The organism is Phenylobacterium sp. (genome assembly GCF_965229015.1).
Taxonomy (GTDB): Bacteria; Pseudomonadota; Alphaproteobacteria; order Caulobacterales; family Caulobacteraceae; genus Phenylobacterium.
The window spans coordinates 592,904-611,640 of record NZ_CBDDIM010000001.1; the positions used below are offsets into that span (position 1 = coordinate 592,904).

General features: G+C 69.3%; 18 protein-coding genes. 10 read left to right on the plus strand and 8 right to left on the minus strand.

Going from position 1 to position 18,737, the window contains the following annotated elements:
• Positions 1-141: 141 nt before the first annotated feature.
• Genes ACO06I_RS02910 through ACO06I_RS02930 form a run of 5 tightly spaced genes read left to right on the plus strand, consistent with a single transcriptional unit; the run spans position 142 to position 4,931 of the window.
• Complete coding sequence (locus ACO06I_RS02910) at positions 142-1,119, plus strand: ABC transporter ATP-binding protein (RefSeq protein ID WP_421931129.1); 978 nt, start codon at positions 142-144, stop codon at positions 1,117-1,119.
• Entirely contained in the window at positions 1,109-1,906 is a 798-nt protein-coding gene (locus tag ACO06I_RS02915) for an ABC-2 family transporter protein (RefSeq protein ID WP_421931130.1), read from the plus strand. Before ACO06I_RS02910 ends, ACO06I_RS02915 begins: the two co-directional genes overlap by 11 nt.
• On the plus strand, positions 1,903-2,682 hold the full coding sequence (locus tag ACO06I_RS02920; protein WP_421931131.1) for an ABC-2 family transporter protein: 780 nt from the start codon (positions 1,903-1,905) through the stop codon (positions 2,680-2,682). Before ACO06I_RS02915 ends, ACO06I_RS02920 begins: the two co-directional genes overlap by 4 nt.
• A 41-nt stretch (positions 2,683-2,723) precedes the next feature.
• A complete protein-coding gene (locus ACO06I_RS02925) occupies positions 2,724-3,755 on the plus strand; it encodes an NAD(P)/FAD-dependent oxidoreductase (RefSeq protein ID WP_421931132.1) in 1,032 nt (343 codons plus the stop codon).
• Positions 3,756-3,764: 9 nt separating this feature from the next.
• Entirely contained in the window at positions 3,765-4,931 is a 1,167-nt protein-coding gene (locus ACO06I_RS02930; RefSeq protein ID WP_421931133.1) for an acyl-CoA dehydrogenase family protein, read from the plus strand.
• 15 nt (positions 4,932-4,946) lie between these two features.
• Here ACO06I_RS02930 and ACO06I_RS02935 read toward each other — a convergent pair whose 3' ends face one another.
• Positions 4,947-5,645 (minus strand): TonB family protein, encoded by a 699-nt coding sequence (locus ACO06I_RS02935; protein WP_421931134.1) that lies wholly within the window; start codon positions 5,643-5,645, stop codon positions 4,947-4,949.
• 343 nt (positions 5,646-5,988) lie between these two features.
• On the opposite strand from ACO06I_RS02935, the gene ACO06I_RS02940 reads away from it, so the two are divergent.
• Positions 5,989-7,683 carry an ATP-binding protein gene (locus tag ACO06I_RS02940; RefSeq protein WP_421931135.1) on the plus strand — a complete coding sequence of 565 codons (1,695 nt, stop codon included), beginning with the start codon at positions 5,989-5,991 and terminating at the stop codon, positions 7,681-7,683.
• A 63-nt stretch (positions 7,684-7,746) separates the two neighbouring features.
• The gene (locus ACO06I_RS02945; RefSeq protein WP_421931136.1) at positions 7,747-8,571 is read left to right on the plus strand and encodes a transglycosylase SLT domain-containing protein; all 825 of its coding nucleotides are present in this window, start codon (positions 7,747-7,749) and stop codon (positions 8,569-8,571) included.
• A gap of 121 nt (positions 8,572-8,692) precedes the next feature.
• Here the strand turns inward: ACO06I_RS02945 and ACO06I_RS02950 are convergent, their stop codons facing one another.
• Positions 8,693-9,106 (minus strand): hypothetical protein, encoded by a 414-nt coding sequence (locus ACO06I_RS02950; RefSeq protein WP_421931137.1) that lies wholly within the window; start codon positions 9,104-9,106, stop codon positions 8,693-8,695.
• Between the two features lie 175 nt (positions 9,107-9,281).
• Positions 9,282-9,857 (minus strand): uridine kinase family protein, encoded by a 576-nt coding sequence (locus tag ACO06I_RS02955; RefSeq protein ID WP_421931138.1) that lies wholly within the window; start codon positions 9,855-9,857, stop codon positions 9,282-9,284.
• Positions 9,858-9,959: 102 nt separating this feature from the next.
• Here ACO06I_RS02955 and ACO06I_RS02960 point away from each other — a divergent pair, with 102 nt between their 5' ends.
• Positions 9,960-10,772: a class I SAM-dependent methyltransferase gene (locus ACO06I_RS02960; RefSeq protein ID WP_421931139.1), complete on the plus strand. Its 813-nt coding sequence runs from the start codon at positions 9,960-9,962 to the stop codon at positions 10,770-10,772.
• A gap of 112 nt (positions 10,773-10,884) precedes the next feature.
• On the opposite strand, the gene ACO06I_RS02965 is transcribed toward ACO06I_RS02960, so the two are convergent.
• Positions 10,885-12,081 carry a CaiB/BaiF CoA transferase family protein gene (locus ACO06I_RS02965; protein ID WP_421931140.1) on the minus strand — a complete coding sequence of 399 codons (1,197 nt, stop codon included), beginning with the start codon at positions 12,079-12,081 and terminating at the stop codon, positions 10,885-10,887.
• Positions 12,082-12,136: 55 nt separating this feature from the next.
• Positions 12,137-13,954: a hybrid sensor histidine kinase/response regulator gene (locus tag ACO06I_RS02970; protein WP_421931141.1), complete on the minus strand. Its 1,818-nt coding sequence runs from the start codon at positions 13,952-13,954 to the stop codon at positions 12,137-12,139.
• 179 nt (positions 13,955-14,133) lie between these two features.
• Here ACO06I_RS02970 and ACO06I_RS02975 point away from each other — a divergent pair, with 179 nt between their 5' ends.
• Both ACO06I_RS02975 and ACO06I_RS02980 read left to right on the plus strand, forming a co-directional pair.
• Positions 14,134-15,282 carry a DUF2336 domain-containing protein gene (locus ACO06I_RS02975; RefSeq protein WP_421931142.1) on the plus strand — a complete coding sequence of 383 codons (1,149 nt, stop codon included), beginning with the start codon at positions 14,134-14,136 and terminating at the stop codon, positions 15,280-15,282.
• A gap of 44 nt (positions 15,283-15,326) precedes the next feature.
• The gene (locus ACO06I_RS02980; protein ID WP_421931143.1) at positions 15,327-16,112 is read left to right on the plus strand and encodes an NUDIX hydrolase; all 786 of its coding nucleotides are present in this window, start codon (positions 15,327-15,329) and stop codon (positions 16,110-16,112) included.
• Positions 16,113-16,150: 38 nt separating this feature from the next.
• Here ACO06I_RS02980 and ACO06I_RS02985 read toward each other — a convergent pair whose 3' ends face one another.
• From ACO06I_RS02985 to ACO06I_RS02995, 3 genes are all read right to left on the minus strand, one after another.
• On the minus strand, positions 16,151-16,633 hold the full coding sequence (locus tag ACO06I_RS02985; RefSeq protein WP_421931144.1) for an Hpt domain-containing protein: 483 nt from the start codon (positions 16,631-16,633) through the stop codon (positions 16,151-16,153).
• A gap of 77 nt (positions 16,634-16,710) precedes the next feature.
• Positions 16,711-17,493 carry an NAD kinase gene (locus ACO06I_RS02990; RefSeq protein ID WP_421931145.1) on the minus strand — a complete coding sequence of 261 codons (783 nt, stop codon included), beginning with the start codon at positions 17,491-17,493 and terminating at the stop codon, positions 16,711-16,713.
• A 31-nt stretch (positions 17,494-17,524) separates the two neighbouring features.
• Positions 17,525-18,649, minus strand: a complete 1,125-nt coding sequence (locus ACO06I_RS02995; RefSeq protein ID WP_421931146.1) for a DUF2336 domain-containing protein — start codon at positions 18,647-18,649, stop codon at positions 17,525-17,527.
• Positions 18,650-18,737 lie beyond the last annotated feature (88 nt).

Genomic DNA, 18,737 nt, shown 5'->3' on the forward strand with positions numbered 1-18,737 from the left:
TGTTCGCGGGTTTTCGACCTGAGACGATGACCCATCTGTTTGGCCAGATGCCGTGCGGCGAAGAGCTCAATTACCGGGCTCCGACGCCGCTTGCCTGCCTCTCGCCAGACCCATCGACCCTCTCGGAAATCGAAGCCCGCCATGTCCGCCGTCATCACCGTCAAGTCGCTCTCCAAGGCCTACCGCTACGCTAGGCGGCGCGGTGGCTTCTTCGAGGCCTTCTCCCCTGAACATGTGACGGTCGAGGCCGTCGCCGGCGTCGATTTCGAGATCGCCAAGGGCGAGCGCGTCGCCATCATCGGCCCCAACGGCGCGGGCAAGTCCACGACGCTCAAGATGCTGTCGGGCATCCTGGAGCCCTCCTCCGGCGAGGCCAGCGTGCTGGGCCTGACACCCTGGAAGCAGCGCAAGGCGCTCGCCTACAGGATCGGGGTGGTTTTCGGGCAGCGCTCCCAGCTCTGGGGCGAACTGCCGGCCCGCGAGAGCTTCGCCCTGTTGCGCCACATCTACGACCAGGAGGCCGCGCCCTTCGCCAAGCGACTGGGCGAACTGACGGAACGCTTCGCCCTGGCCGACCTGCTGGACCAGCCGGTGCACCGGATGTCGCTGGGCCAGCGGATGAGGTGCGAGATCACCGCCAGTCTGCTGCATGGTCCCAACCTGCTGTTCCTGGACGAGCCCACCATCGGCCTGGATGTCACCGCCAAGGCGGCGATCCGCGACTTCATCCGCGAGCACGCCCGCGATCACGGCCAGGCGGTGCTGCTCACCAGCCACGACACGCGCGATATCGAGCTGGTCTGCGACCGGGTCATCGTCGTCAACCAGGGCCGCATCGTGGTGGACCAGCCCACTGACCAGCTGCGCCGCCGCTTCCTGGGGCGCAAGATCATCACCTTCCAGTCGGCGGGGCAGGGGGTGTCGCTCAACCTGCCCGGGGTGACGCGCAGGCCCTCCGAGGCCCACGCCACCATCCTGGAGGTGGATACGAAGCTGACCCGCGTGGAGCAGGTGATCGCCGCGGCCCTGGCCGACGGCGGGATCGAGGACGTCACCATCGAGGATCCCCCCATGGAGGAGGTGATCGCCGAAATCTACGCCTCGACCCATGCGGCGTGACCTGACCGCCGCCGCCGTCGCCCTGCGGATCGGGGCGGGCCAGGCGATGGCCGGCTGGACCGTGCTGGCCGGGCGCTGCCTGTTCTACGTCCTGATCATGACCGTGCTCTCGGCCCTCTGGGACAAGGTCGCCGCCGAGCCCGTGGCCGGCGCGATCCCCCTGCCGAAGGGGGACCTGGTGCTCTACGTCCTGGCGACCGAGTGGATCACGCTGGCCCTGCCCGCCGTGCATCTGAGGTTCGAGGACGACATCCGCTCCGGTGGCCTGGAGCCCCACCTGCTGCGGCCGAAGTTCTATCTGCTGCAGGGCCTGGCCCAGAGCCTGGGCGGGACCCTGGTGCGGCTGGCGGCCCTCGGCGTCACGGCGGTGGCTTGGCTGACGGTGACGGGGCGCCAGGGACCGCCCGCCGCCACCTATCCCTATCTGTTCGTCCTGGGCGTGCTGGCGGTGACGGTGGGCATGCTGCTCTACGCGGTGGCGGGGCTGTGCGCCTTCTGGACGCGGCGGATCCTGCCCGTGCAGTTGGTGATCCAGAAGCTGATGTTCCTGCTGGGCGGCCTGTTCGCCCCCATCACTCTCTATCCCGACTGGCTGCGGAAGATCGGCGAGGCCACCCCCTTCGCCGCCCACCTCTATTGGGCCGGGGTCCAGGCGCTGCATCCGTCAGGAGCCATGTTCCTGACGGCGGCGGCCTGGCAGATGCTCTGGATCGGTCTGTTGTCGCTGCTGTGCCTGACCCTTTGGCGGGCCGGCCTGGCCAAGGTGCTGCGGGAGGGCGGGGTATGATCCGCGCCCTTCGCCTCTATGCCGCCCAGTCGGCCGCGGCGATCCGCACCTCCTTCTCCGACCGCGGCAACTTCGCGATCCAGGTGGGCGGGATGATCGTCAACGACATCTTCTTCCTGACCCTGTGGGTGCTGTTCTTCGCCGGATTCCGGTCGATCGGCGGCTGGCGGCTGCAGGACATGGCCCTGCTGTTCGGACTGACCATGTCGGTGGTGGGGATCTCCGGGGTGTTCTTCGGCGGCTACCGCGACCTGGCCGCCACCCTGCTGCGCGGGGAGTTGGACGCCCTGCTGACCCAGCCCAAGGCCTTGATCCCGCGCCTGCTGGCCCGCGAGAGCATCGCCACGGCCTGGGGCGACCTGGCCGGCGCCATCTTCGTGCTCGCGGTGTTCGCCCGGCTGGACTGGAGCGACCTGCCGGCCCTGTTGCTGGCCATCGCGGCGGGGACCACCGTCTATGTCAGCGCCAGCATCAGCTTCGCCAGCCTGGCCTTCTGGGCGGCGGGCGCCCGCAGCTTCGCCCGCGACCTGACGGACTTCATGCTGCTGTTCTCCAGCTATCCGGGGTCGATCTACCGGGGGGCGGTGAAGACCATCGCCTTCACCATCCTGCCCGCGGGTTTCGTGGTGCTGGCGCCCATGGGGATGGTGCGCCATCCCAGCGGCCAGACCCTGGCCGTGGTGGTGTTCGGGGCGGTGCTCTACGCCGCCATCGCCGTGGCCCTGTTCAGCCTCGGCCTGGCCCGCTATCGGCGCGGCGCCTCGCCCTCGGCGTGAGAATGACTTGATTTCGGGGCCGAAGCTCGTTGGTTAGGCCCATGAGCCGCAAGCCGAGGATCACGGTCGCGGGCGCGGGCGCGCTCGGTCTGACGACGGCGCTCGCCCTGGCCGACGCCGGGGCCGAGGTGGCGGTCTATGATCCGTCGCCGGAGGGCGGCACGGCCTCGGCCGTCGCGGCCGGCATGCTGGCGCCGGTGTTCGAGGCGGTGCTGGACGCGCAGACGCGGGGCCACTTCGACCTGATGCTGGCGGCCCGCGACCTGTGGCCGGCCCTGGAGGCGCGGATCGGCGTCACGGTGGATCGCGCGGGGGCGATGGCCGTCGGCGACGCCGCCTACCTCCACGCCGCCGACGCCGGCATCCGCAAACTTGGCCTGCATCCCACCGAGCTGGCGCGCAACGCCATGATCGGCCTGGCGCCGGGGCTCGCGCCCGGCTGGGGCCACGCCCTGCTGACCCGCGAGGACTGGCGCATCGACGCCGCCGCGACGCTCGTGGCCCTGCGTCGGGCCGCGGAGGCCGCGGGCGTCAGCTTCCACGCCCGCGCCGCCGATGGCTTTGAGGGCGCCGAGCGACTGGTGATCGCCACCGGCATGGGCCGCGACCTGGCGGTCATGGCGCCGCTGCTGGATCGGCTCGCCCCGATCAAGGGCCACATCCTGCGCACCGAAGGCCCGGCCTATGGCGGCATCGTGGTTCGGGGGCAGGGGGCCTATGTCACCGCTGCGGCGGACGGCCTGACCCTTGGGGCCACGATGCAGGTCGGGGCGGAAGACCTCGCCGTCGAGGCCGATCAGGTGGCCCGGTTGCTGGAGGCCGGCGCGCGCCTCTTCCCGGCGGTGAAGGATGCGAAGGTCACCGCCCGGACAGGGGTCCGCGCCGCCACGCCGGACGGCCTGCCCATGGTGGGCCGGGGCCGCCATCACGGGGTGCTGCTGGCGGTGGGCGCGCGGCGCAACGGCTGGCTGCTGGCCCCCCTGGTGGCCAGGATCATCGCCGCTTGCGTGACGGAGGGGGATGTCGGTCCCTATGCCGCCCGGCTCGATCCGGGGCGGTTCGACAACATCTAGGGACGGCAGATGACCTTCTGGCTGAGCGACGAGCAGCAGGCGATCTTCGACAGCGTGGCCCGAGTCTGCGCCGGCTTCGACGCTGAGTACTGGCGGCGCACCGACGACACCGGCGAGTTCCCGGAGGCTTTCTGGGCCGCCATGGCCGCCGGCGGCTGGCTGGGCACGGCCATGCCGACCGAGCTGGGCGGGGCGGGCCTCGGCCTCACCGAGGCGGCGATCATGATGCAGGCCGTGGCCCAGTCCGGGGCGGGGTTCTCCGGCGCCAGCGCCCTGCACCTGAACATCTTCGGTCCCATGCCCATCGCCAAGTTCGGCTCCGAGGCGCTGAAGCGCAGCGCCATCCCGCGGCTGATCTCGGGCGAAGACAAGATCTGCATCGGTATCACCGAGCCGGACTCCGGCCTCGACACCACCAGCCTGACGACGCGGGCGGTGCGCACCGACCACGGCTATGTGATCACCGGCCGCAAGGTGTGGACGACCATGGCCCAGCGGGCCAACAAGATCCTGATCATCGCTCGCACCACGCCGAAGGATCAGGTGCGCAAGGCCACCGAAGGGCTCAGCCTGTTCTACACCGACTTCGACCGCTCGAAGATCTCGGCCACGGTGATCCCGAAGATGGGCCGCAAGGCGGTGGAGTCCAACAGCGTCTTCATCGACGGCCTGGAGGTCCCGGAGGGCGACCTGATCGGCGAGGAGGGGCGGGGCTTCTACTACCTGCTGGAGGGGTTGAACCCGGAGCGGGTGCTGTTCGGCGCCGAGGCCGTCGGCCTGGGCCGCGCGGCGCTGGCCAAGGCTGCGACCTACGCCAAGGAGCGCATCGTGTTCGGCCGGCCCATCGGCCAGAACCAGGGGGTGGCCCATCCGCTCGCCCGCTCCTGGGCCGAGCTGGAGGCCGCCAACCTGATGGCCTTCAAGGCCGCGGCCCTCTACGACGCCGGTCGCGACTGCGGGGCGGAAGCCAATGCGGCCAAATACCTGGGCGGCGAGGCGGGCTTCAACGCCTGCGAGGCCGCGGTCCTGGCCCACGGCGGCATGGGCTACGCCAAGGAATACGACGTGGAGCGCTACTTCCGCGAGGTGATGATCGCCCGTATCGCCCCCATCAGCCGCGAGATGGTGCTGAACTACATCGCCGAGCGCGTGCTGGGCCTGCCCAAGAGCTACTGAACAGGCCCGACCCGCTCAGTTCCCCAGGTCGAACCGTATGGGGATGCGCACGATGGCGCCGTCCACCGGCTGACCGTCGCGGGTCTGGGGGCTCATGCGGAAATAGGCCGCGAGCTTCAGGGCCGCCTGGCCGAAGCCGGCGTTGTCGGGGCTCTCGCCGATCACCTGGCAGGCGCTCACCGACCCGTCGCCGCCCACCAGGCAGGCGAGCGTCGCCCCACCCTCGATGTTCCGGCGCATGGCGCTCTCCGGATAGAAGCGGGCGAACTCCCGGGCGCCCGGCTTGCGCAGCCAGGTGGGCGAGGTGATCACCGGCGGCGGCGCCGGCAGGTCTATGACCTTCGGCGGTGTCACGGTCTGGGCGATGGTCGTGGGGGGCGGACCGGTCTCGAGCACGGTGGGCGGCGTGGGGGGCGCCTGGATCGTCGCCACTGGGGGCACGTCGGGGCGCGGGGTCTCGCGCAGGTGCAGTTCCGGCTTGGTCTCGAGGATCGGCTTGGCCGGCGGTGTGTAGATCTCCACCTTGAAGCCGGGGTCGGGGGCGACCGCGGCCGGCTCCGGCGGGGCCTGGAACCGCTGGACCGCCAGATAGGCCACCAGGCCCAGATGGGCGGCGATGGAGACCCCGATGGCCGCCGTCATGGCCCGCGAGAGCTGGGGCCTGGCGTGCGAATCCCGCGGGTGTCCGGCGAGCAGTGGGTGTTGGACGACCATGGCGACCTCCCTTTGTTGTTCTTGTCACCGGCTCCAGGGTCGCGCCCCGAACATGGCGGAGGCTTGACCTTGGGGAAGCTAAACCTTGTCCGGCGGGAGGTCAGGTTGTGGCCCCGCGGCCGCTGATACGCGACATAGTGTCGCAAGTATTCGGGGTTACTCAGCTTGAGTATAACGCCCATTAACTTGAATTAAATTCCAGCTCGGCCATACATGCAGGGCACGGCTGGGATTCGTTCAGAACATGCTCATCAATAGCCGCCTGGCGTTGCCAGCCTCGGAGCTCGCGTCAGTATATCGCCCGGTGGTTCGGGGATATCTACTTGCGGCCAGTGTCTATTATTTGATCATCTCGATCAGCCATCCCTTCTACGAGACCGGATCTGCCCTACTCACCCTGGTGGGGCTCGCCGCCGGGGCCTCGGCCTTCTGCCTGGCCGGCTACGCCTGGTGCGGCCGACAGGACGTCTCCTATCCCGGCCTGGAAGCCCTGACCCTGGGCGCCAACCTGCTGATCATCGCCAATGTGGTGGCCTACCTCGCCCTGCATTTCGAGCCACCCAAGCTGATCTATTTCGTGATCATGGCCCTGGGCTTCGCCACCGTCGGCCCCAGCCGCCGCGTTCTCTATCCCTGCGTCGCCGCCGCCCTCGTCGCCCTGGTGATCTTCGCCGGCGAGATCGGCCCGGGCGCCACAGCCCAATACGCCTTCGTCGGCCTGGCCGGCTGCTTCGGCGCCATCGGCCTGTCGACCATGACGCGAGGCGTGGTGTTCCGGGAAGTCCGCGCCAGGCTGGCGGCCGAGGCGCTGAACCGGCAGATCGAGCAGGAGTTGGCCATCAATGAGGCCCTGCGCATCCAGGCCCAGCACCTGGTGCTGGTGGCCGAGGGGGCCAGCCGCAGCAAGACCGAGTTCCTGGCCACCGTGAGCCACGAACTGCGCACGCCCCTGAACGGCGTGCTGGGCATGGCCCAGGCCATGGCCGGCGATCCCCTGTCCAAGCCGCAGCGCGCGCGCCTGTCGACCATCCAGGACTCCGGTCGCGCCCTGCTGGGAATCATCAACGACGTCCTCGACGTCTCGAAGATCGAGGCCGGCCGCCTGGAGCTCTCGCCGTCGCCCTTCGACCTGGGGCGGTTCGCCGAGGACCTGGGCGCCCTCTATGGCGGCCTGGCCGCCGAGCGGGGCCTTGCCTTCCATCTTGAGGTGACGCCGCAGGCCCAGGGCTGGCGATATGGCGACGAGGTGCGGCTGCGCCAGGTGATCTCCAACCTGCTGGCCAACGCGCTGAAATTCACCGAGGCCGGCTCGGTCACCGCGCACATCGACGCCGTGGGCGACGAGCTCAGGGTCAGCGTCACCGACACCGGCCTGGGCATCGCGGCGGACCGCGCGCCCCGACTGTTCGAGAAGTTCGTCCAGGCCGACGCCTCGACGACCCGCCGCTTCGGGGGCACGGGCCTGGGCCTGGCCATCTGCCGCGACATCCTGGCCCTGATGGACGGGGAGATCGACTTCAGCAGCACGGCGGGGGAGGGATCCTGCTTCCGCTTCAGTGTGCCGCTGCCGCGGACCGAGGCGCCCGCCGCCACGGCCGCCGACGAGGCCGATCCCGAGTTCGACGACGCCCTGCGGGTTCTGGTGGCCGACGACAATCCCACCAACCGCCTGGTGATCCGCACCCTGCTGGAGCAGATCGGCATCGAGATCGTGGCCGTCGACAGCGGAACCGCGGCCATCGAGGCCTGGGAGACCGGCGCCTGGTCGGCGATCCTCATGGACATCCACATGCCGGGCATGGACGGCCTGGAGGCCACCCAGCGGATTCGCGCCCGGGAGCAGGCGCTCGGCCGGGCTCGCACCCCGATCATCGCGGTCACCGCCAGCGTGCTGTCCCACGAGACCGACGCCTATTTCGCCGCCGGCATGGACGACTTCATCGCCAAGCCCATCGAGCTGTCCCGCCTGCTGAGCATCCTCGATGACTGCCTGAACCGGGGGGCCGGGGACGGGCCGGCCGAGGCGGCCGTGGCCTGACTGCGCGCCTGCGCCGCAGCATGGTTAGCGCGGCGTTAACCATGACGCGTCACACCAGGGACCATGGCGATCCAGGGTCTCAGGGGCGCGGTCGAAGCCGCCATCCAACGCGCGTCCAACGCGACGGGGGTCGACTTCACCTTCCTGATGAAGACCGCCAATCGCGAGAGCGGATATAATCCCAAGGCCAAGGCCGCCTCGTCCTCGGCGGCGGGCCTGTTCCAGTTCGTCGAGCAGACCTGGCTCTCCACCCTCAAGCAGCATGGCTCCAAGTACGGCTACGCCCGCTACGCCGACCTGATCACCAAGGGGTCCGACGGCCGCTATTCGGTGAACGGGGCCGAGGCGCGCAAGGCGGTGATGGACCTGCGGCTCGATCCCCACGCCGCCTCGCTGATGGCCGGCGAGCTGGCCTCGGACCACGCCTCCTATCTGAAGGGCCGCACCGGCCGCACCCCCACGGCCGGCGAACTCTACGCCGCCCACTTCCTGGGCCCCCAGGGCTCGGCCCGGCTGATCGAGGCGGCCAACACCCGGCCCGGCGCCTCGGCCGCCGCCCTGTTCCCGGACGCCGCCCAGGCCAACCGCTCGATCTTCTACCGCGACGGCCGCGCGGCCACGGTGGCGGAGGTCTACGCCAACCTCACCCGCACCGGCGGCATGGGAAAGGGCGTCGACGCCCCCTCCGCGCCGGCCGACGACGGCTTCCTGCAATATGCCTCGGCCCGGCGCACCGAGCGGATGAAGGAGCAGGACGCCCTGGTGGACCTGATCCTGCGCGGTTCCCAGAGCCCCGACAGCGGCTCCACCAGCGCCCGCCTGTCAGGCTCGATCTTCTCCAGCGAGATGCTGCGGGTCCTGTCGGACGCCCGGGACAATAAGAGCTAGAGATCGGACGCAGGCTTGGCGTTCATCTCGGGGTTCGAGGAGACATCGCAGGCCTCGCCAAGACGCAGACCTTCGGAAGGTCACAGATGGGTGGAATTCGGACACTCGCCGCAATTTCCGACTAGTCGGCGTCTAAATGAGCGCTCCGAAAACTTCGACCGAGCGCTGGGGCTTCAAGCGTCCAGTCGGAAAATACATATGCATACGAATGCGCCACATCCGCCATGAATTCCACCCAGGCGAGGTATTGGGCCTTGGTGAGGCAAACTCCGTCTGGTCGCGTGGTGCCTTTGACGTCCCAGTAACTGGGCTCATTCCGAGCCACGACCTTGGTGTCGTAGTTTTCCGATAGTTGCCGCGCGAGGTCATCTACATCGCCGCGAACACTACCGAAGTGAGTGAAGTCCATGATGAACGCGGTGTCTGCCGTGATCCCGGCAGCTTCGATCTCTGCCCACAACAAGCCCGCCTCCGCCATCCGCCGGCGCTTGATGCGGTCGTAGTAGTCGCCCCAGATTTTTTGAGGATCATCCACCGCGCCAACTCTCCTGTGCAGTAGCAGTCATCCTACCATCGCGCAGAGGACGTTCCCAACTACCGCTATGGGTCGAAAGCAGTCGCTCGCTTCGATCCGATGAGCGGACATTCGCGCAATGCGCCGAGAGCAGACGTCCCGCAGGTCAGCTATGGGTGGGGAGCAGACGCCGAGCTTACCCGGCTGATCCTCTACCGGCGGCGATCACGTCCGCTCGCGTCTTGGGGTCGCTCTGCAGATAGAGCATAGCGCTTGGCAGGAACATCGTCTCCCACTCGCGCGCCCATACACCGACACCTCTGTCGAACGCCGCCGAGAGCGTAGTCCCCGGGTCACTCTCCACCCACACTCTCAGATCGTAGAGAGGCGCCAGATCGGGGTGCAGGGCCGAAACGCCCTCCACCACCGCAAGGCGTTCGGCCGACACTACCTTGAGCTCGCTGGACACGGAGCCGGTGCTCCAATCGTAAGGGTGGTAGGAACAGCGGCCAAAGCGCGCCAACGCATGTATGGCTGCCATGAACGCATCATAGCGAACATAGTCGAAGGGAAATGATGGCTTGTTCCTCGAGGGCCACTCCCCCTCTGGCTTCACGAAATCGTCGAGCCAGAGGCACTCCGCGCCGAGTTCCCTGACGAGCCGCTCAGCCAGCGTCGACTTGCCAGCTAGTGGTAGGCCATCGACCGCCACCAGGAGCGGCTTAGGTTTGGCCGCAACCGTCTCAACGATCTCATCGAAGTTCAGCCGCATTGGCCATGCTGAGCAGACATGCCGAACTTCGGCAACGGGTGGGTAGCGGGCCTTGGTGCGGAACGATAGAGACCGGTGCTTCCGCTTTGGAAGGTTCAAACGATGACAGAAGAACACGGTGAGTGGACGAGCCGGCGTTACCTTCTCGGCACTCAGTACTCCAATTCCGATCGGCTGGCGGCGCGCGCGAACATTCACGCCAAATACGGGCGCGGTGACTGGTTCGCCTGGTTGGCAAGTCAACCCTGTTGGCCGGTCACTGGCGGCATCTTAGAAGTAGGCTGTGGAGCTGGCTGGTTCTGGTCTGACGCGCGCCAGTTCGTCGGCTCGAGTTTGCGGCTGACGTTGACCGACTTCTCGGCTGGTATGGTCGCCGAGGCTGTCGAGAGGGTGAAAGGGCTAGGTTATTGGGATCGGGTGGAGGGACAAGTAGCAGACGCCTCTGCCCTGCCATTCGCTGATACGAGCTTTGACGCGGTAGTGGCGAGCCATATGCTCTACCACTTGCCCAGCCCCGCCGATGGCGTAGCGGAAATCGTCCGCGTCCTACGTCCCGGCGGCCTCGCCGTCGTCGCCACCAACGGCCTGAGGAACATGCATCAGGTCTTTGATCTGCAACGCCAGGTTTTCGGTGAGGAGAGCGGCGGCGACGGCAGCGGGGCGTTCGCACTGGAAAACGGCCGAGCACTGCTGGAGGCGGCTTTCAAGGAGGTACGGCTGCTGCGCTACCCCGACGCGCTGACATGCACCGAGCCCGCCGACATCTTCAGCTACCTCACTTCGAGCCCCCCGGGCGACAGGGCTTCGGATCACGAAGCCGCGGCTCTTCGCAATGTGATTGACCGAGCGTTCGAAGCCGGCGGCGGAACCCTCACGGTGACGAAGGACGTCGGCGTCTTTCTCTGCGAGAAGTAGCGAACGAGGAACTGGTCCTCGGCAGCAGCGTCCGAGTTGGGTCGAATTGCGACTTTGGCCGCCAGCCCGAAGGTGGACCCCTAGCCTCCGTGATCTGGCCGGTAGCCGGCCCCTATCCCGCCGCGCCGCTGGCCATCATCGCGTCGATCTGCGCGGCCGAGTAGCCGATCTCCTCCAGAACCACGCGGGTGTGCTCCCCGAGGCCCGGGGCCGGGGGGCGCTGGGTGGCGTCGACGCCGGGGAAGCGGGCCGGGGCGTTGGGGGAGCGATAGGTGCCGCCGTGGCCGTCCTCCACCGCGATCAGGGCGCCGGCGGCGGCCACCTGCGGGTCGGCGGCCACCTCGGCCGGGGTCTGGACCGGGGCCCAGACCAGGTCGGCCTCGTCCAGGCGCCGGGCGATCTCGTCGAAGTCCAGGGCCCCGAAGGCGGCCTCGAACTCGGCCACCAGGTCGCGGTTGTTGGCCTTGCGCGCCTTGCCGCCCTTGAAGCGCTCGTCCTCCAGCAGGTCGGGCCGGCCGCAGGCCGTGGCCAGGACCGGCCAGTCGGCGGCGCCGCCACGGGGGTTGAGCACGAACCAGCGCTCGTCGCGGCTCTTGTAGAAGTTGGCCAGGGGATCGAAGGGATCGGTGCGCGGGCGGTTGGAGGCCAGCTTGCCGAACACCAGCTGCACCGCCAGGTCCGAGCCCACCACATAGGTCCCGGTGGCCAGCAGGGAGGTGGAGACCAGCCGGCCCACCCCGGTCTTCTCCCGCTCATAGAGGGCCGCCAGGATCGCCGAGGTGGTGGCCAGCGACGTGGTGTGATCGCCGACCCCTGTGCGCAGGATGAAGGGGTCGGAGCCCTTGGGGGTGTGCATCCGCGCCACCCCGGCCCGCGACCAGAAGGCGGTGACGTCGAAGCCCGGCAGGTGGGCGTCGGGACCCTCCAGGCCATAGCCGGTGACGACGGCGTAGATCATCCGGGGGTTGGCCGCCCGCAGGGTCTCCTCGTCCAGCCGGTACTTCTTCAGCGAGACGGGCCGCACATTGGTGAGGAAGACGTCGGCCTCGGCGGCCAGGCGGGCCAGGGCGTCGCGGCCCTCGGGCTTGGCGATGTCCAGCACCACGGCGCGCTTGCCGCGGTTGTCCATGCCGAAGGTGGGATTGCCGGTGAGCTCGCTCTTGGCGTCGGCGAAGACGTGCCGCATCGGGTCGCCCTGCGGGCGTTCCACCTTGATGACGTCGGCGCCCCAGTCGGCCAGGATCCCCGCGGCCCCGGGGGCGGCGATATAGGAGGCGAACTCGACGACCTTCAGACCCTTGAGCAGCACGCGCGTTCCCCACCTTGTTGGTTGGGGATCATAGTGGGGGAGGGCGGCCCGCCCCTCAAGCGGTGAGGCGCGCCTGCGGGCTGTCCCGGCGGGTGACGGCGATGGCGTCGGCCACGGCGCGGGCCACGGCGGCCACGCTGACCGGCTTGCGCAGCACGGCGTCGGCGCCGGCGTCGACACATTCCTTGGCCTCGTCGGCGTCGCCGCCGATCACCGCGACGATGGGCACGCCGGCCTTGCCGTCCTCCAGGCCGCGCATGGCGGCGATGGTGGCCGGGCCGTCCATGTTGGGCATCCGCCCGTCGATCATCAGCAGGTCGAAGTCGCAGATCTTGGCCAGGTCGAAGGCGCGGCGGCCATCGACGGCGTGGACCACCTGGTGGCCCAGTTGCTCGATCACCGCCCGCAGCATGGCGGCGTTCAGGGCGTCGTCCTCGGCGATCAGCACCTTCAGGGTGCGGCGCTCTGCGGGGTCGGGCTGCTGGGCGACCTCGGCGGTCTCGATCACCCGCTCGGCCGTGGCCTCGGGGTCATAGGGCAGTTCCAGGCGGAAGCAGCTGCCGACGCCCACGGCGCTGTGGGCCGTCAGGTCGCCCCCCATCAGCCGGGCGAGCTGGCGGGCCAGCGACAGGCCCAGGCCCGCGCCCGAGGTGCCGGCGCTGGTGCGCTCGATGCGGTGGAAGGGTTCGAAGGCGCGCTCCAGCTCGTCGGCGGCCAGGCCCGGGCCGGTGTCGGCGATCTCGACGGCCAGGCGGCCTGCGGCGGTCAGCTCGACCCGGGCCTCGACCCGGCCGCGGACGGAGAACTTCACGGCGTTGCCGATCAGGTTGGCGATGATCTGGCGGGCGCGGTGGGCGTCGGCCAGGGCCGCGCCGGCGGAGGCCTCGGCCAGGTCCGGGGCGACGTGCAGGGAGAGCTCCAGCCCCTTGGCCGAGGCGTTGGGGCGGTTGAGCAGCACCAGATCGCGTAGCAGGGCCACGACGTCGAAGGGCCGGGCGTCCACCGACAGGCGGCCGGCCTCGGCGGTCTCGGAATCCAGCGTGGTGTTGAGCACCGAGATCAGGTCGTTGGCGGCGTCCAGGGCGGCGGTGAGCTGCTCGCGGGACGGCGCGCCGCGGCCGTTGCGGCCGGCGGCGGCGGCCAGGACGTGGGCCACGCCGGTCAGGCCGTTGCGGATCTCGTGGCTGAGGGTGGCCACGAGGTCGGACTTGGACTGGGCCAGGCGCCGCGCCTCCTCGACCTTGCCGGCCCGGTCGGCGATCAGGATCTCGCGCTCGGCGGCGAGCGCGAACTGGCGGCGCAGGATGCGGTTGAGGATCAGGGCCAGCGCCATGGCGAGCGCCACCGCGCCCCAGGCGTTGCTGGCCAGGTCGCGGTCCTGCGGCCGCGAGAAGAGGGCGATCAATGGGCCGGCGGCGGCGGCCGGTCCGACGATCAGCAGGCTGGGCAGCCAGGGGGAGGCGAAGAAGATGATCACCACCGAGGCGGCCAGGGCCGTCATCAGCAGGGGTTCGCGGGCGGGGCCGGCGCCATCGGAGAAGGCGGCGATCTGCGCCACGGCCAGGGCCCAGATCAGGGCCGCCAGGATATGGATCCGGCCACGCATCTCGGTGTTGGCGGCGGCCTCGGGGTCCTTCAGCCAGTTAACCACGCCGTAGAATGCGCCCCAGGCGGCGGCGAAGATGGCGAAGGTGCCGGTCATCCAGACGGCGTTGACCGCGTGGCTGCCGGCCCAGACATAGGCCGGAAGGCTGACGGCGAAGACCGCCAGGGCGTAGGGCAGGAGGGCGGTTTGCGCCTCCAAAGCCTGCTGGTTCACCGATTGTCCGCCCCTCACGGGTTCGGCCGTCCGATCGTCTGTGGTCGTGGCCATGGGGCGCCTCGGGGGAGATGTCGCCACGTAAGGTAGTGCCACAGGGTTGGCGGGAGGTTACCCGACACCGTTAATCCACAGCTTCCGTCGGCCTGTGCGAGGCAACCGATCATTAAGCCTAACCAGGCATTATGATTGTGAGGGACTCCGGTGATTCCGGATCGGGGACAGGTGCAGACATGGCGACCACGCGGGCCGCGCTGACGGACGACGACATACGCACCCTGGTCAAGGGCGCGACCCCGGACGAGCGCGCCGTGGCGGCCCACAAGCTGTGCCGGAACATCGACCGCTACGAGCTGACCGGGGAGGAGCGGGTCCAGGCCCAGGAGATCCTGCGGGTCATGGCCGCCGACGCGGCCGAGCTGGTGCGCCGGGCGTTGGCCGTCACCCTGAAGAACTCCACCGTCGTGCCGCGCGACGTCGCCCTGAAGCTGGCCAAGGACGTCGAGAGCATCTCCCTGCCGATGCTCTCCGCCTCGCCGGTTTTCACCGACGAGGACCTGGCTGAGATCGTTCGGCTCGGCGGCCCCGTCCGCCAGGTGGTGATCGCCAAGCGCCCCCGAGTCTCCCAGACCGTCACCAACGCCATCGTCGAGTATGGCGTGGAGCGCGCCGTGGAGGCCGCCTGCGCCAACGACAACGCCGACTTCGCCGATCGGGCCCTGGCCAAGGTCATCGAGCGTTTCGAGAAGTCCGAGCGGGTGCTGGCCGCCGTCGCCTATCGCAACGTCCTGCCGCTGGCGGTCACCGAGAAGCTGATCGACCTGGTGAGCGAGGAGGTCCGCGACCACCTGCTGAACCACCACGCCCTGTCGGCCGAGGTCGCCCTCGAGATCGCCATGGGGACCAAGGAGCGGGCCACCATCGACCTGGTGGACCAGGCCGGCCGCGCTCCGGACGTGAAGAGCTTCGTGGGCCACCTGCACAAGCACGAGCGGCTCACCGCCTCCCTGCTGCTGCGCGCCCTGGCCCACGGCCACATGACCTTCTTCGAGTGGAGCCTGGCCGAGCTGGCCAGCGTGCCGCACCACCGCACCTGGCTGATGATCCACGACGCGGGCCCGCTGGGCCTGCGGGCCATCTACGAGCGGGCCGGCCTGCCGGCGCGCCTGTTCCCGGCCTTCCGCGCCGGGGTGGACACCTTCCACTCCATGGAGTTCGACGGCGGCGCCAAGGACCGTGAGCGGTTCCAGGAGCGCATGCTGCAGCGGTTCCTCACCCAGCCGGCCAACGCCGCCCGCGAGGACGTCGAATACCTGCTGGAGAAGATGGACCGCATCTCCCAGGAGGCGCGCAAGACCGTGCGCCTGTCGGAGAGCGCCTGACACTCAGGCTTGCGCGGGGGGCCGCGGGCTTCCAAGCTGGCGACATGACCGAGATCGCCCCCGACGCGGACATCAAGCCCGCCGCCACCATCCTGCTGCTGCGCGACGACCCCGCCTTCGAGGTGCTGATGGTCAAGCGCCATCACCAGATCGACTTCGCCTCCGGCGCCCTGGTGTTCCCGGGCGGCAAGTCCCACGCCGGCGACCATGATCCGGCCTGGGCCGAGCACACCCTCGGCCATGTCGACTTCGACGCCGACCAGCGCGGCCTGCGCATCGCCGCCATCCGCGAGGTCTTCGAGGAGGCCGGGATCCTGCTGGCCTCCCACACCGACGGCTCGCCCATGGGCGACCAGATCGCGCCGATGGACGTGCGCCAGGCGGTGGACCGCGGCGAGCTGGCCTTCCTCGACGTCGTCAAGGACCTGGACGCCAAGCTCGACCTCCACGCCCTGACCATCTTCGCCCGCTGGATCACCCCGCCCCTGACCCCCAAGCGGTTCGACACCTGGTTCTATGCGGCCCTCGCGCCCGCCGACCAGCTGGCCGCCTGCGACGGGCGCGAGACGGTGGACGCCGAATGGATCGAGCCTGGGGAGGTGCTGCGCCTGGCGCAGGCCGGCGAGCGCAAGGTGATCTTCCCCACCCGGATGAACGTGCAACTGCTGGCCGAGGCCAACAGCGCCGCCGACTGCATGGCCCGCGCCCAGGGCCGTACCCTGGTCACCGTCCTGCCGAAGATCGAGGAGCGCCCCGAGGGCCGCGTCCTGACCCTGCCGGCCGACGCCGGCTACGGAATCGTCGCCGAGCCGCTCGCCAATGTGATGTGAGTGTCTTCCTTCTCCCAGCGGGAGAGGGGGCCGCTAGCCTACAGCCCGGTCTCGGTGACGCGGGCTTCCAGGGCCTGGATCAGGGCCTTGCCGACCGGATGGTCGTCGGTCTTGATCTCGTCGCGCACGGCGGCCTTGATGGCGTCGATGTGCGCGTCGATCAGGGCCATGGGCGCCTGCATGCGCTTGTCCTTGTCGTCGATCAGACGGCAGAGCGAGGCGCCGATGCGGGTGATCAGCGGGAACTCATAGGTGGTCCCCAGACCCTTGAGGTCGTGGGCGCGCAGATAGAGGAATTCCATGGTCTCGGGGGTCATGCCCTCGGTCTTGACCCGCTGTCGGGCGCCTTCGAGCTTGGTGACCTCGTCGTTCAGCCACTGGGAGAAGTTGCCCGACAGGCTCTTGAGGGCGGCTTCCGCCTTGGCGATGGCGCTGGGATCGATCGCTCCGAACCGGCCGCCCACCTTCAGGCGGAGGGTGTTGGGGACCTGGATCACCTGACCGGAATTCTCTTGGCTCACGACTCGGCTCCTGCACTTAGTCGATGAAAGCCTAGATTGGAGGCGTTAACAACGAATGAGGCGGGAACCTCCGGAGATCAAACGGAAAACTGCTCTGCGAGCACGCGTTCCTCGAGACTCCGGCCGGCGTCGAACAGCATGCGCATGCTGATGTCGCGGGCCTCGGCGACGTGCACCTCGAGCACGTCGCGGACCTCGAAATTGTCGGCCACGGCGCTGACCGGCCGCTTGTCGGCCTCCAGAATCTCGAAACTGACCTTGGCGGTGTGAGCCAGCAGGGCGCCGCGCCAGCGCCGCGGCCGGAAGGCGCTGATGGGGGTGAGCGCCAGGACCTTGGCGTCCAGGGGAATGATCGGTCCGTGGGCGGATAGATTATAGGCCGTCGAGCCGGCCGGGGTCGCCACCAGGGCTCCGTCGCAGGACAGTTCGTTCAACCGCACCTTGCCGTCGATGGAGATTCGCAGCTTGGCGGTCTGCCGCGTCTGGCGCAGCAGGGAGACCTCGTTGATGGCCAGGGCCTTGTGCTCCTGGCCCCGGACGTCGAGGGCGGTCATGCGCAGGGGGTGGATCACGGCGCGCTCGGCCAGGTTGATCCGTTCCAGCAGGGCGTCCTCGCTGTACTCGTTCATCAGGAAGCCGACGGAGCCGCGGTTCATGCCGTAGATCGGCTTGGGCGTCCCGATCTGGTCGTGAAGGGTCTCCAGCATGAAGCCGTCGCCGCCGAGGGCCACGATCACCTGGGCGTCCTCCATCGGGGCGTCGCCATAGCGGGCGATCAGGGCGGCGCGCGCCTCCTGGGCTTCCGACCGGTCGCTGGCCAGGAAGGCGAGGCGGGACACGAAGGGCTCGGCCTTGAACATGGCCCGAGGTGCGCGAGAAACGGCGGTCTTGTCAAACCCTGCCGGCGGCCTGGCGGAAGGCGGCGTTGGCGATGTCCGGCGCGAAGGGGCCAAAGGCGCCCGAGGCTCGGCGCTCCCCCTCCGGGCCGCCGCCGGGGCGTCCGCCGTTCAGTTCACGGACCAGGGCCAGGATGGTGGGGAAGACACTGCGGTCGATGCCGACGGCCGCGCAGGCCAGGGCCAGCAGCTCGGGGCGGTCGGAATCCACCGAGCGCCGCACATGGTCGGGGTCGAAGCGGCCCAGCGTCGCCAGGCCGCCGATGAACAGGGACAGCTTCTGCTCGCGCAGGGCCCGCAGCAGGTAGCCCGGGCGCAACTGGCCGGCGATGTCGAGCTTGGCCAGCAGCCGCTGCTCCATCTCCTCGCGTTCGCCCTCGCGTTCGGTGACCTCGTGGCGTTCGTGGTCTGAGGGCAGGCCGCCGTGGGCCTCGCGCACCGACTCGGCGAGCGCCGCATCCATGGCCGCGGAATCGAGTCGGAAGCGAGCCGTCAGGGCCTGGCGCAGGGCCTGGCCGACCCACAGGTACATCTCGCGGGCCAGGTCGTCGGTCAGGGCCGGGTGCTTGGTCAGGGGCGAGCGCAGGGAGGCGATGCGCCGCGAGGCCTGGACCAGGGTGGTGATCTCGTCCCCGCTGACCTCGGCGCTGATATTGCCAGCGAGCGCCGTCAGCACCGCGGGCTCGTTCTGCTTGAGGATGGCGATCACCACCGGCAAGCCGAGATGCGGGCGGCGGGCCACCTCGATCTGGTGCTCGATGGTGGCCTCCACCAGCAGGCGCACCAGGTCCTGGTCCTGCAGCACCGGGCTGGCGGCGATGATCGGCCGGGCGATCTCGATGTCGTCCAGGGCCAGGACGTTGATCAGGGCGGCAGGCGCCCAGGCCGCGGTGGCCAGCTTCTCGGCCAGGCGGCGGCGGATGTCGCGCTCGGCCTCCACCACCAGGCTCATGAAGATGGAGGAGAGCAGGGCCTGGACGGGCGGGGCGCTCATCACCGCCTCGGCGCCGTCGCCGGCGTCGCACAGGTCGACGATGGCCAGCAGCAGGCGCTCGCGGTCGTGAACCGCGCGGCTCCTGGCGAGACCTAGAATCTCTTCGGTCTTGGCGGCTACGCTCAAACCCGTTTCCTTGCTGGACTCGTTCGCGGCGATTCTGCTCAGGACGGTATGAAAACATGGTTACAACCCGCTGAACACGCCTGCGGCG